10 protein-coding genes are annotated in these 13,503 nt (G+C 65.4%); 3 read left to right on the top strand and 7 right to left on the bottom strand.

Going from position 1 to position 13,503, the window contains the following annotated elements; all coding sequences use genetic code 11:
* The 6 genes from HX774_RS07295 to HX774_RS07270 all read right to left on the bottom strand — a co-directional run.
* On the bottom strand, positions 1–1,553 hold a 1,553-nt coding region (locus HX774_RS07295; protein WP_178825539.1), incomplete at its 3' end, for an SLC13 family permease.
* 98 nt (positions 1,554–1,651) lie between these two features.
* Positions 1,652–2,275 carry a hemerythrin domain-containing protein gene (locus tag HX774_RS07290; RefSeq protein ID WP_178825537.1) on the bottom strand — a complete coding sequence of 208 codons (624 nt, stop codon included), beginning with the start codon at positions 2,273–2,275 and terminating at the stop codon, positions 1,652–1,654.
* Between the two features lie 124 nt (positions 2,276–2,399).
* A complete protein-coding gene (locus HX774_RS07285) occupies positions 2,400–3,539 on the bottom strand; it encodes a hybrid sensor histidine kinase/response regulator (RefSeq protein WP_178825535.1) in 1,140 nt (379 codons plus the stop codon).
* A complete protein-coding gene (locus HX774_RS07280; RefSeq protein ID WP_178825533.1) occupies positions 3,536–4,111 on the bottom strand; it encodes a chemotaxis protein CheB in 576 nt (191 codons plus the stop codon). Before HX774_RS07280 ends, HX774_RS07285 begins: the two co-directional genes overlap by 4 nt.
* Positions 4,108–4,944 (bottom strand): protein-glutamate O-methyltransferase CheR, encoded by an 837-nt coding sequence (locus tag HX774_RS07275; RefSeq protein WP_255500195.1) that lies wholly within the window; start codon positions 4,942–4,944, stop codon positions 4,108–4,110. The genes HX774_RS07280 and HX774_RS07275 overlap by 4 nt, the downstream gene beginning before the upstream one ends.
* Positions 4,941–8,360: a response regulator gene (locus HX774_RS07270; RefSeq protein WP_178825531.1), complete on the bottom strand. Its 3,420-nt coding sequence runs from the start codon at positions 8,358–8,360 to the stop codon at positions 4,941–4,943. Before HX774_RS07270 ends, HX774_RS07275 begins: the two co-directional genes overlap by 4 nt.
* Before the next feature lie 259 nt (positions 8,361–8,619).
* Here HX774_RS07270 and HX774_RS07265 point away from each other — a divergent pair, with 259 nt between their 5' ends.
* A complete protein-coding gene (locus HX774_RS07265; RefSeq protein ID WP_114817363.1) occupies positions 8,620–8,871 on the top strand; it encodes a hypothetical protein in 252 nt (83 codons plus the stop codon).
* 39 nt (positions 8,872–8,910) lie between these two features.
* On the opposite strand, the gene HX774_RS07260 is transcribed toward HX774_RS07265, so the two are convergent.
* Positions 8,911–10,995 (bottom strand): catalase, encoded by a 2,085-nt coding sequence (locus HX774_RS07260; protein ID WP_178825529.1) that lies wholly within the window; start codon positions 10,993–10,995, stop codon positions 8,911–8,913.
* A gap of 300 nt (positions 10,996–11,295) precedes the next feature.
* Between HX774_RS07260 and HX774_RS07255 the strand changes: the two genes are divergently transcribed.
* Together HX774_RS07255 and HX774_RS07250 are read left to right on the top strand one after the other, a co-directional pair.
* Complete coding sequence (locus HX774_RS07255; RefSeq protein WP_255500193.1) at positions 11,296–12,051, top strand: ImuA family protein; 756 nt, start codon at positions 11,296–11,298, stop codon at positions 12,049–12,051.
* Entirely contained in the window at positions 11,942–13,501 is a 1,560-nt protein-coding gene (locus HX774_RS07250; protein WP_370523366.1) for a DNA polymerase Y family protein, read from the top strand. The genes HX774_RS07255 and HX774_RS07250 overlap by 110 nt, the downstream gene beginning before the upstream one ends.
* Positions 13,502–13,503 lie beyond the last annotated feature (2 nt).

Here is a 13,503-nt window from a genome sequence, read left to right as displayed (position 1 = left end):
GCGCCGATCGGCGCGACGATCAGGACCGTCGCCGCATTATTCAGGAAGGGGGTCACCGCCATTGAGGCCAACATGACCCCGCAAATCGCCAGCACTCCGGGCAGACCGCTGAAGACATGTCTCAACAGGCCCGCAATCAGCTCCGAACCGCCGGTCTGCTGGATCGCACCTGAAACCGGGATCAAGGCGGCGATGAGAACCAGAAGCGGTCCGTCCAGAGCAGCGTAGGCCTCACGCATTTTCAGCCCGCCCATGGCCACGATCACAACGGCCGCGCCAAAGAAGGCCACGGCGACCGGGACAAGGCCGAAACCGACGAGGATCATGGCGATCGCAAGGACGACGGCGGGCAGGAAGCGCTTGCGCCGACTACCCAGTCGCACCTCCCGCTCAGCCAGGGGCAGCAGATCGAGAGCTTTCAGCGCGGTCGGCAAGCTCTGCTCCGCGCCCTGAAGCAGAAGGATGTCGCCCGACGCCAGTTTGGCGGTCCGAAGATGCTGGGTCAGTTCGTAGCCGCTGCGCGACACGCCTAGAAGGTTGATGCCATGTTGCCCGTAGAGGTCGGACTGCCGAACGGACTGACCCTGCAACGGCGAGTTGCGGCCGACGACGGCCTCAATGACAGCAATCTCCTCGGAGGCGCTCTCCGTGGCGATGGGCCGGTTCTCCCGGACCAACTTCAGACGCGCCGTAGCCAGAAAGGCTTCAAGCCCCTGCTGTTCGCCTGCGATGAGCAGGATGTCCCCCGCCTTGACGACCACGTTCCCACGGGGGTTCGGTCGGCGCCTGCCGTTGCGGATCAGGGCCATGATCCGCACCTCCCCCTCCCCGCTTCTCATCAGGGCTGACACCGTCATGGACCCGGGCGCCCAGTCGTCAGGTGCGCTGACCTCGGTGACGTAGGCGTTCTCATCAAGAGCCGCGTTCATCACAGCGGCGCTGTGACGCTCCCTGGGCAGCAGCCGATAGCCGAACGCGAGAAAGGCCAGGGCGATGGCCGTCAGGCCGAGACCGACTGGTGCAAAATCATACATGCCGAACGGCTGGCCCACGACCTCCTGGCGCACCTGGGCGACGATGATGTTCGGTGCTGTTCCGACCAGCGTCACCATTCCTCCCGCCATGGCCCCGAAGGCCATAGGCATCAGCAGTCGCGAGGGCGCTGACCCGGTGCGGCGGGCCACCTGCAGGGCCACCGGCATCATGATCGCCAGGGCTCCGACGTTCTTGGTGGCCATGGACAGCAGGGTGACGACCCCGGTCAGCACCGGAACCTGACTCCGCTCGGTCTTCAACAGCGGCAGAACCCGGCGCATCGCCGCTTCCACAATGCCCGAGCGCGCAAAGGCCGCCGAGACAATCAGCGCACAGGCGATGATGACCGTGACATCATTCTTGAACCCGTCAAAGGCGGCCTCCGCCGGAACCACGCCCAGGATGAGACCCGCCACGAGGGCGACCGCCGCCACCAGATCGTAGCGAAACCGACCCCAGATGAAGGCGCCGATCGTCAGCGCAATCAGTCCGAACGCCAGCCCTTGTTGCAATGTCACGTGTCGCCGCCCCCTCAGTTTCGTCAGTCAACGTCGCGGCCGCACAATCAATGCCGGCTGGCCGTTCGGGAGCGACTGCCCGCCCCGGAGCAAGGACATCACGCCTTGAGACGGATCTTCTTTTCGACCTCGACGGCCGCCTTCTCTTCCTTCTTCCGCCGGTTGAAGACGGTGCGCATGTGGCGGAGATCAGCAGGGCTCAACGCCTTTTCAGCCGCGACAAACTGCTCCTGCTCTTCCTCCCGGATGTGATGGAGGTATTCTTCTCGCAGGGCGGCGAAGCGCCGTATCCAGCCGGGAGAGGCCATGTCCCGCGCGGCCAGATCCGCCAGGAGGTCATCGATCTCCTTGTGCTCGGCGACGGCGTGGCGCGCGAAATCCGTCGTGGCGGGATTTCTCAGCACGCTGGACCACAGCGCCTGCTCCTCGGCGGCGGCGTGAGCCTTCAGTTCATGAACCAGTTCGTCGAAGAGACGCACGCGGTCGGGAGACTTCCCCTCTGTCTCCTCCATCATGGCCAGAAGCGCACGGTGGCGATCATGGTCCTCCACCAGCCGACCGAAGATATCGGGATCACCCCGGAACTTGGTGGCCGGCGTGCTGCCGATGCGCGCGGCGAGATCAGGCGCGACGGAACGCGCTTTCGCCACAGCTTCAGCCTTGGCCTTTTCAGGCGCCGTGGGCTGCGCCCGTTTCTCGCTCGCCGAAACCGATTTCTGCATGCCCTGCTCCTCCAAAGCGTCGACCGGCCAGCGGCAGGCGACAAGCTCTACATTCGCAGTACGAACCTTCGACTTCTCAGCTGGTTCCCGAGTGTTCGAAAGTAGGCTGAACGCCTCAGAGCACCTAGCCGACGACCGGGAACCAGACCGTGAACCGGCTGCCTGACCCCGGCCCGTTGCTTTCCAACTCGACGGCGCCCTCATGCATTTCGACGAGTTCTCGAACCAGGGCGAGCCCGATGCCGAGGCCTTCGCGCGATCGATCGTCAGGTCCCTTGGACTGGGTGAACAGATCGAAGACGCGGACCTGCATCTCTTCCGGCACGCCGACCCCGTTGTCAGCGACATCGATCCGCACGCGGTCCTCGACCCTATTGGCCGACACCTGGATGCGGCCCTCCGACGGCGTGTACTTGGCGGCATTGGTCAGCAGATTGCTCACCACCTGAGACAGACGCGTGAAGTCGCCGTCGAGCCAGATCGGAGACCCCGGCATGTCGACCGTCAGGTCGTGGCGCCCTGCGTCGATCTTGGGCCGACTGGTGTCGACCGCCGAGTCGATGATGCTCTGCACAGTCACCCGCTCGCGCTTCAGCGAGATCTTGCCCTGGTCGATGCGCGCCACGTCCAGCAGATCCTCGATCAGCCGCGACAGATGATGGGCCTGCACCTCCATCCGCGCGTGGATCAGGGCGCTGCGTTCGGGATCAGTCTGCCGCTCAAGCAATTGCAGCCCCGCCCTGAAGGCCATGACGGGATTGCGCAGTTCGTGCCCCAGCATGGCGATGAAGTCGTTCTTGCGGCGGTCGGCGGCGCTGAGGGCGGCCGCATAGGCCTTGAGTTCGTCTCGATGCGAGAGGATCTCCTGCCTCTGGCGGTAGAGCTCGATGAAGACGTTCGCCTTGCTCTTCAGGATGTCCGTCTCGACGGGTTTCTGGATGAAATCCACCGCCCCGGCCTCATAGCCCCTGAAGCGGCGCTGCTGGTCGGCGCTGCCGGCCGTAACGAAGATGATGGGAATATGCCGCGCTGTAGCGTTCCCGCGCATGAACTCCGCGAGCTGAAAACCGTCCATGCCAGGCATCTGGACATCCACCAGGGCGAGGGCGAAGTCATGCACCAGCAGAAGTTCCAGAGCCTCGTCGCCGGAGCGGGCCTTGAGACAGACCACGCCGTCACGCTTCAGCAGAGCTTCCAGGGCGAGGAGGTTCTCCTCGAGATCGTCCACAAGCAAGAGATGGATCGGCTTCTCCGGGCTAGTCATGCTTGTCCAAGGCCTTTCAGAACTTCGGGAATGCGCGCGAGCGACATCACTTGTGCGGCCGAGCAGGCGCGAAGGGCGGCCTCCGGCATAGGGCGGGCATAGGCGGAGGCAGGATCTTCGACGAATGTCAGACCGCCGGCGGCGGCGACCGCCTTCAATCCCGCCGCCCCATCCTCATTGGCGCCGGTCAGAACCAGGCCGACCAGCCCCGCGCCATAGGCGTCAGCGGCGCTTTCGAACAGGACGTCGATGGAAGGGCGGGAATAGTTGACCACCTCGTCGGACGAGAGGGCCAGAGCGCCGTCCGCCTCGACCAGAAGGTGATAATCGGAAGGGGCGAAATAGACTACGCCCGGCTGCGTGGGCTCCTTGTCCTCCGCCTCCTTGACGGTCAGCGCGCATTTGGAAGCAAACAAAGGCGCCAGCACATTACTGCGGTCGGCGGGCACGTGCAGGACGATCAGGACCGGCAAGGGAAAGTCGGCGGGCAGCTCCGGCAGGATGGCGAGCAGGGCCTGCACCCCTCCGGCCGAGGCGCCGATCACGAGAGCTCGAGCAGGATCAGGGTTCATGGCTCGCGCCTGCGATAGATCTTCTCTTCCGGGACGAAGTCGGCAAAGGCGCCGGCGTGCCGCGAGAAGCGCAAGCTCTCCTTTGAACCGATGCCCAGGAAGCCGTTGCGAGCCAGTGAATCCTTGAACAGGCCGACGGCCCGATCCTGTAGCGGACGATCAAAGTAGATCATCACATTGCGGCATGAGATCAACTGCATCTCGCCGAAGACCGCATCCGACACCAGGCTATGGTCCGAGAAGACCACATTGGCCCTCAGGGACTTGTCGAACACCGCCCGGCCGTAGTCGGCGGTGTAATAGTCCGACAGCGAGGTTCGACCGCCTGACTTCTGGTGATTTTCGGTGAATTTTCGGATGCGATCCAGCGAATAGACGCCGGCCTCCGCCGCCCGCAGCGCGTCAGGATTGATATCCGTGGCGTAGAACATCGTCCTGTCGAACAGACCTTCCTCACGGAACAGGATGGCGAGCGAATAGACCTCTTCGCCGGCGCTGCATCCCGCGATCCACACCTTCAGGGAGGGATAGGTTCTCAGATGCGGCAGGACCTGCTCGCGTAGAGCCCGGAAATAGGCGGGGTCACGGAACATCTCGCTGACCTGGACCGTCAGGAAACCCAAAAGCTGCGGCAGCATCTCCGGGTCGTGCAGGACGCGCTCCTGAAGCGCCGTCAGGCTCGGCAGGCCGAAATGGGCCCGCGCCTGGAGCAGGCGACGCTTGATCGAGGCTCGCGCATAATGACGGAAGTCATAGTGGTAGCGCTGGAACAGCGCCTCCAGCAGCAGCTGGATCTCTATGTCTTCCACTTCGTGGGGTGCGACCGGACTCAACGGGGCATCCAGACACGCACGAGCGACAGCAGCTTGTCCACATCCAGGGGCTTGGCCATGTAGTCGTTGGCCCCCGCCGCCATGCAGCGCTCCTGATCATCGGGCATGGCCTTGGCCGTCAGCATCAGCACCGGCAGGTCGCGCCAGCGCGGGTCCTTCCTCAGCTCCCGCGTGGCGGTCAGGCCGTCCATGACGGGCATCATGACGTCCATCAAGACCAGGTCGATGGACTGCGCCGGATCTTCAGCAGACCGTTCCAGTCGCTCGATGGCCTCCTTGCCGTTGCGCGCGATCTCGATGCGGGCGCCGCGCGGTTCCAGCACATTGGTCAGGGAGTAGATGTTGCGCACATCATCCTCGACGATGAGAATCCTCCGGCCTTCCAGCACAGCGTCGCGGTGGCGAGCCTTGCGGATCATCTTCTGCTGCTCGGGCGGCAGTTCCGACACCACCTGGTGCAGGAACAGGGAGACCTCGTCCAGCAGCCGTTCAGGCGACTTGGCGCCCTTGATGATGATGGAGCTGGAATAGCGGCGTAGCTGCTGCTCGTGTTCCGGGGACAGGTCGCGGCCGGTATAGACGATGACTGGCGGGTAGCCCTGCCCGCTCTCGCGGCTGAGCGTCTCCAGCAGAGAGAATCCCGACGCGTCCGGCAGGGTCAGGTCCAGCACCATGCAATCAAAAGTCTGGCTCTTGAGTTGCTGCAGACATTCCGCCGCTGTCCCGACGCCGACCGTCTCCACATCCCTGGATTCAAGCAGCTTGCTGACCGCCTCGCGCTGAACCACGTCGTCCTCGACGATGAGGACACGACGCATCGTCCGCGTCAGCTTTTCCTCCAGCGAACGAAGCACATCGGCCAGGGCCTCGCGCGCCACCGGCTTCATCACATAGCCGATCGCTCCGAGCGACAGGGCGGTCTGGCTGTGATCGTCGGCAGAGACGACATGGATAGGAATATGGCGTGTCTCGTCGTCGCGCTTGAGCACGTCCAGCACCGTGAGGCCGGACTGGTCCGGCAAACCGATGTCGAGCACCACGGCGTTGGGGCGATAGCGCTTGGCCAGCTTCACGGCCTCCTCCGCCGTGCCTGCCAGAATGCACTGGAACCCCATCTCCCGGGACAGGTCGCGGACAATGGCGGCGAAGCGGTCGTCGTCCTCCACCACCAGGAGCAGGCGACGCGCCCCCGCCAGATGATCGCGATCGTCATCCAGGGTCCGGGCCAAGGGCCTGGCTTCCGCCGCAACGGGCGTTGAAGCCGGCGAAGCCGCAGCGGGCGATCCGGTCGGCGCCTCTCGCGGCGCCACGCGCGCGGCGTCATAGGTGCGCGGCAGGGTCAGGGTGAAGACGCTGCCCTCGCCCGGCCGGCTTTCTAGGCGGATACGCCCCCCGAGCAGACGGGCGAGTTCGCGTGAGATGGACAGGCCCAGGCCAGTCCCGCCGTAGCGCCGGCTGATGGTGCCGTCCGCCTGCTGGAAGGCCTCAAACACGCCTTTCTGCTGGTCCGGGGCGATGCCGATGCCCGTATCCGAAACGGCGAAAGCCACTTCATCAGAACCGACGGCCGAAACTGACAGCGTCACCTTGCCCTTCTCGGTGAACTTGAAGGCGTTCGACAGAAGGTTCTTCAGGATCTGCTCAAGCCTTTGGCGATCCGTCTCAAGCACGTCATCGCCAGATCCCAGGTCGATCTCGAAGGTGAGGCCGCGCTCGTCAGCCACCGGCTGGAACGTCTGCCGGATGTCGTCGCCCAGGCGTTGCAAGGACACCGCCTCAGGGCGCGCCTGAATATGGCCGGCCTCGATCTTGGACAGGTCGAGGATGTCGTTGATCAGGGTCAGCAGATCATTGCCCGAGGACTGGATCGTGCGCGCGTACTTGACCTGCTCCTCCGACAGGGTCTCGTCGGGATTGTCAGCCAGCAGTTTCGACAGGATCAGAAGCGAGTTGAGCGGCGTGCGCAGCTCATGGGACATGTTGGCGAGGAAGTCGGACTTGTACTGGCTGGCCTGCTCCAGCTCTCGCGCCTTGAGCTCCAAGGCCGCCGATCCGCGCTCCAGATCATCGCGCTGGGTTTCCAGCACCTGAGCCTGCTCCTCGAGCTGGCTGTTGGTCTGTTCCAGTTCCGCCTGCTGCTGTTCCAGACGCACCTGGGATTCCTTGAGGGCGCGTCCCTGCTCTTCCAGTTCCTCGTTCGAGACGCGAAGCTCTTCGCTCTGGACCTGAAGCTCCTCGGACTGGCGCTGGGTCTCCTCCAGCATGTCCTGCAGTCGGGCCCGATAGCGGGCCGACCGCAAGCCCGTGCCGATCAGCGGCGCCGTCTCCTCCAGCAGCGCCATGAGGCGATCATCGGGGAGACGCAGGAAGCCGAGTTCGAGCACGGCGTTGATCTCGCCGTCAGCCCGGCCCGGAGCGATGACGAGGTGTCGGGGTTTGTCGCGTCCCAGCGCCGAGCCGATCGTCAGATAGCCCTCAGGCACGTCCGACACCGTCAACGCGCGCCCTTCGGCGGCGACCTGCCCCAACAGGCCTTCGCGCGGACCGAAACGCGCCGGGATCGGCGCGTCGGCCGGAACGCCGAGCGCGGCGACTCGCCGAAATACGCCGCCCTCTCCCTTGAAGAGGGCCGCCGCCTGAACATCGGCATACCGCGCCAGATAGGCGAGAATGCTGTCGGCCAGTTGCTCGACCGACTGGTCGCCCATCATGGCGTCCGCCAGACCGACCTGGCCCTTGTGAATCCACTCCTGTCGGGCCCTTTGACGGGCGCTGCGCCGGATGAGGGCGTAGATGGCCAGGGTCAGGGCGGCGCCAAGGAGGCCGGAGAGGACCCCGCTGATCAAGGCAGTGGTGTAAGCGGCGTCCATTTCCTCGAGGCGCGCGAGGCGGAGCTTCTGCTCCTCCTGCCTCATCAGGTTCACCTCGGCCCTGATGGCGTCCATCTCCGCCTTGCCGCGATCCGTGTTCATCCTGGCCACGGCAGCCTGTAAGCCTTCGGCGCGGCGCGTCTGGATCGTGGCGTCCAGCTCGGTCATCTTCGCGTCGACGTGTCTGCGAACCTGCCGCACATGGGCCTGCTGCACCGGATTGTCCTGGGTCAGAACGGCCACATCCTCCAGGCGGCGGCTCACGGCCGCCGAAGCCAGCTCGTAGGGCTGAAGATAAAGAGGATTGCCGGTGAGTAGATATCCTCGCTGTCCGGTCTCGGCGTCCTGAACCGTTCCCAGGAGTTCGTCGACGGCGACGATGACCTTATGCGTATGAATGATCTGCTGGTTGTTCGCCCGCAGAACCTGGACGTTGAACCAGGCCACCGTGCTCGTCGCGAGGAAAAAGGCCAGAACCAGACCCAGCCCGATTGTGGACAAGGCTTCGGCCCTCGAGCCCGGAGACGGGCGACGGAACGACTTCATCAGCAGTCTGACCTCAGGTGAACGACGAAAGCCTTCCTGCCTAGAGGTCGCAGCCGCCAACGCAATAACCTGTGTTGGTTTTTCTCAAGCCACGCCGGTCCTTTCCGCGCTCGCTCCTTCCTGCGCCCCGCCGACGCCCGCCCAAAAGCGTTACGACAGCAGCGATGCATCTGCGCCGATAAGACGTCGGCTCAATCGGGCGAGATGAGGAACCCTTCGGCTGCAAAGTCGTTTGAGGCCGCAACTTTAGGAAAGTCGCGTGATTTCATACTATTGCATCGTTAACATGCCCGGCGTCCCGGCGCGGGAAATCCGAGTCCTGGACGCCAGAGACGACGCCTCGGCGCGTAAGGCCTTAGATCCCGTCATGGCCGAGTGGTTCGGCTTCTCTACCCTCTGCCTCTATCATGGCGAACGCCTGATCGAAGTGCGCAGCAATCCCGATCTCGGCTTCCCGTCCGAGCCCCTCATGCCGTCCCTGATGCAGGAAGGGCTGGACGTCGCTGCGTGACGCCCGCCCTTCCCGCATCAAGCCCGTTGGACAAGATGATCAGGCCAAGGTTCGTACGGCTGGCTCCCGCGCCCACTGACGCGTGCGGGCCGGCGGCAGGAAGTCCGCTGCCTTCGCCGCAGACAGGTCGACGACTCCCTCGTCAGGCGTGATTCCCGCTCGGTCCAGAAGCGGTCGAGCCTCCGACGTATGGCCGATGGCCTTGAGATGACCGAAGGCGTCCCGAAGGAAGTCCACAGCCGCCGCCTCGTTCAGGAGTTGGGCGCATCCCTCGTCTGACAGGACGACCGCGACCGCATCGAAGAGCACCGAAGGGCTTCCCGCCAACTGGCCGTCGACGGCCAGCATGGATTCGTCAGCCAGCGTCGCTCCGCCGACCTTGGGCGCGACGATAAACACCGCCCCGCCGTCGCCTTCCACCGCCTTGCGGACACCCGCGACCACGGCGCCGTCAGACCCGTCAGCCACCATGATCGCGACCTTGCGGCCCTTCAGCGTGTCCGGATATTTGCCGACGATCCTGAGGGCGGGCGACGGCTCCAGATCGATCGGATCGACCGCGGGTTTCGCGGCCTTGGGCAGCGGCAGATTCAGCCCGTTCGCCACCCGTTTCGCCAGGCCTTCATCGACATTACGCAGATTGGCCACGACCCGGTTTCGTACATGGTCAAGGGACACCTTCGAGAGCTCGAACACGATGGCGCTGGCCAGATGGGCCTGCTCGATCTCGGTCTGCGAGCGGAAGAAGAGCCGCGCCTGGCTATAGTGGTCGGCGAAACTCTCGGCGCGCAGCCGGACCTTCTCGCCCTCCATCGCCACGGCGGCGGTGCGGAAGCCGCCCTGCGGGTCCTCGCGCGGCCCGCCCTCCTCGCCCGCCTCGGCCAGGCTGTTGGGTTCATAGTTGGCGCGTCCCTTGAAGACCTGGGTCTGCATGTGGCCGTCGCGCTGGAAGTTCTGGAAGGGACAGCCCTTGGCCTGATTGATCGGGATCTGGTGGAAGTTGACCGTTCCCAAACGCGACAGCTGCGTGTCCTGGTAGGAGAAAAGCCGGCCTTGCAGCAGGGGATCTTCCGAGAAGTCAATGCCGGGCACGATGTTGGTCGGCAGGAAGGCGGCCTGTTCGGTTTCAGCGAAGAAGTTGTCCGGGTTGCGATTCAGCACCATGCGGCCCATGACCCGAAGCGGGTGGGTCTCCTCGGGGATCAGCTTGGTCGCGTCCAGAACATCGAACGGCAGGGCGTCCGCCTCGGCCTGGCTCAAGAGCTGAACCGCGAACTCCCACTCCGGGAAATCGCCCTGGTCGATGGCCTCGAACAGATCGCGGCGATGATAATCCGGGTCGGCGCCGGCGATCTTGACCGCCTCGTCCCAGCAGGTCGACTGGGTTCCCAGCTTCGGGCGCCAGTGGAACTTGACGAAGGTCGCCTCGCCCTTGGCGTTGATCAGTCGGAAGGTGTTGACCCCGAACCCCTCGATCATGCGCAGAGACCGCGGAATCGCCCGGTCGGACATGGCCCACATCACCATGTGCGTGCTCTCGGGCATCAAGCTGATGAAGTCCCAGAAGGTGTCATGGGCGCTGGCCGCTTGGGGATAGCCGCGGTCCGCCTCCATCTTCACGGCATGGATCAGGTCCGGAAACTTGATCGCGTCCTGGATGAAGAAGACGGGGATGTTGTTGCCCACCAGGTCCCAGTTGCCTTCGGTCGTGTAGAACTTCACGGCGAAGCCGCGCACGTCGCGCGGCGTGTCCACCGACCCCGCGCCCCCGGCGACCGTCGAGAAGCGCGTGAAGACCTCGGTCTTCTTTCCGACCTCGGTCAGGATCTTGGCCGTTGTGTAGTCTTTCAGACTCTCGGTCAGTTCAAAGAAACCATGGGCGGCCGATCCCCGCGCGTGGACGATGCGCTCTGGAATGCGCTCATGGTCGAAGTGCTGGATCTTTTCGCGCAGCACGAAATCCTCGAGCAGGGTCGAGCCGCGGCGGCCGGCCTTCAGCGAGTTCTGGTCGTCGCTGACCGGCACGCCGTGGTTCGTCGTAAGGCGCGTGTCAGGCGTAGAGGCGGTCTGATGAAGTTCACCGCCCTCACCGGGGCGGGCGTCTGCTACGGGCGGCTTGGGCATGGTGTTTCCTTCAGTCGTGCTTGTCTGTGATGGGCTGAAATCGCGGGAGGGGAGCGCCGCGAAAGGCTTCATGTCGTTCTTCCTCGTGAAACAACGACGAGGGAGATTGAGCGTTGCACCAACAATGCGTCCGCGGCGGTCGGAGCCCAGGCCGTCATCCCCTCGATCCGTTCTCGCAAGACCTCCGTCTCGCACGATCCACTGACATGCAAACTGCGCATCGGCCTCGCTTGACACCACCGGGGGCACAAGGTGCATATAGAACAAATGAAGAACATTTGTTCACACCCTGATGCGCTTATGGCGCTGAAGACCCGGCTGGAGGCGCTGGATCGATCCGGCGGTCGTCGTGGCGAGGCGACCTCACATCAGAAAGGCGGCGACGCCTTCGCTCCCCTGGCGACAGGCCGCGTCCACGATTTCTACGCCGCTGCGGCTGCCGACGCCGTGGCGGTCAACGCCTTCGGCTTGGGCATGGCTCTGCGGGCGGCGGCGGGGCGGCCCATCGTCTGGGGCTTGCATGAGATGATGGGCCAGGAGGCGGGGCAGCCGCATGGGCCGGGCCTGCATGAGATGGGGCTGTCGCCGCGCGATCTGCTGCTTGTGCGAACGCGCGACGTGCAGACTCTGCTGGCCGTGGGCGAAGAGGCCCTGCGCAGTTCCGCCGTCGGCGCAGTCCTGCTGAGCGCCTGGGGCGAGGCCAAGGCCTTCAGCCTGACGGCCAGCCGGCGACTGGCTTTGGCGGCCGAAACCGGGGGCGCGACCCTGTTCCTGGCGCGGGCGGGCGCCCTTCCCTGCCCCAGCGCCGCCGAGACCCGCTGGTCCGTGGCGTCCTGGGCTTCAGAACCTCTAGAGGGCGGAGCGCCGGGACGACCGTCTTTTTCGGCGACCCTGCTGCGGCGACGCGGCGGCGGGGCGACCGGAGCCTGGATCATGGAGTGGGATCGTGAGCAGCGAACCTTCCGCCCGCCCGCGCCGCTATCTGGCGGTCTGGTTCCCCTGGCTGCCCAGCGACCGGCTGCGGCGTCAGGCGCGGGAGGGAGACGCGCCGCCTGAGGATGGACCGCCTGTCGTTCTGGCCGAAAAGATCAAGGGCGCGCTGCGGCTGGCCGCCGTCGATCCGGCGGCGACGCAGGCGGGGCTGACGCCAGGTCTGACCCTGGCCGATGCGCAGGCGCGAACCCCGGCCCTGCGCGTCGTCGCCCATCGAGCGGACCTCGACGACGCCCTGCTGGCGCGGGTGCTGGAGGATTTCGGCCGTTTCACCCCCATGATCGCGCTCGACCCGCCTCACGGCCTGATGCTGGACGTAACCGGCTGCGCCCACCTGTTCCGTGGAGAGGCAGGCCTGATGCAGACCGTCCAGACACGGGCGAAGCATGATGGGCTTCAGTCTCGCCTCGCGCTTGCCGGAACGCCTCAGGTCGCTCGCGCCCTGGCCCGTTTCGGCCCCGGCGGCCTGTTTGAGCTGGGCCAGGATCGCGCGGCCGCGCGCGCCCTCTCGGTCGCGGCGCTGGAGTTGCCGGAAAAGGATGAGGAAGCCCTGCGTCGCGCCGGGCTGAAGCGTCTGGCCGATCTGGACGACCGCCCCCGCGCGCCCTTGGCCGCCCGTTTCGGCGCCGACTTCCCCGCCCGATTGGCGCGGGTTCTGGGCGACGAGGACATGCGCATCACCCCGCATCGTCCGCCCGCGCCCGTGGTCGTCGACCGCATCTTCTTTGAGCCGATCTCGGCGCCGGAGGACATCGAGCGGGTCCTGTCCGACCTGCTGATCGAGACCATGGACCAGCTGGACCAGAGAGGGCTGGGCGGCCGCGCCTTCGAGGCCGGATTCTATCGCGTGGACGGCGAGGTGCGCCGTATCATCGTCCGCACCGGCCGCCCGACCCGCGACGCACCCGCGACCCTGCGCCTGTACCGCGAGCGGATGGCGGCCCTGTCTCACCCGCTGGACCCCGGCTTCGGCTTCGACCAGATGCGGATGTCCGTGCCCTGGACCCAGATTCTGGCGCCGGCCCAGCAGGGACTGGAGCGTGAGACGCCAGTCGAGGAGGCCTTCAGCCGCCTGATTGATCGGCTGACCGCCCGTCTGGGGCCCGACGCAGTGCTACGGTTCGAACCCTTTGCCTCCCACATTCCCGAGCGGGCCGCGCGGTTGGTTCCGGCCTCGGCCCGCTCGGGCGGCGAGCCTTGGCCCGACCTCGATCCCGATGATCCGCCCTTGCGACCTCTTCAGATGTTCGACCCGCCCCAGCCGGTCGAAACCCTGGCCGAGGTGCCCGACGGCTATCCCCTAAAGTTTCGGTGGCGCCGCGTCCTGCACGAGGTGACGCGCGCCGAAGGCCCCGAGCGGATCGGCGGCGAATGGTGGCGTGCGCCGGACCAGCGCACCCGCGACTATTACCGGGTCGAAGATCGGGAGGGCCGTCGCTTCTGGCTATTCCGCCAGGGTCTCTATGGCGAGACGCCAGAGCCCCGCTGGTTCATCCACGGCCTGTTCGCATGAGT

This window comes from Brevundimonas sp. P7753 (assembly GCF_013386595.1).
Taxonomy (GTDB): Bacteria; Pseudomonadota; Alphaproteobacteria; order Caulobacterales; family Caulobacteraceae; genus Brevundimonas; species Brevundimonas bullata.
Note: the sequence above shows the minus strand (reverse complement) of the source record. Positions and strands in the feature narration are given on the sequence as shown.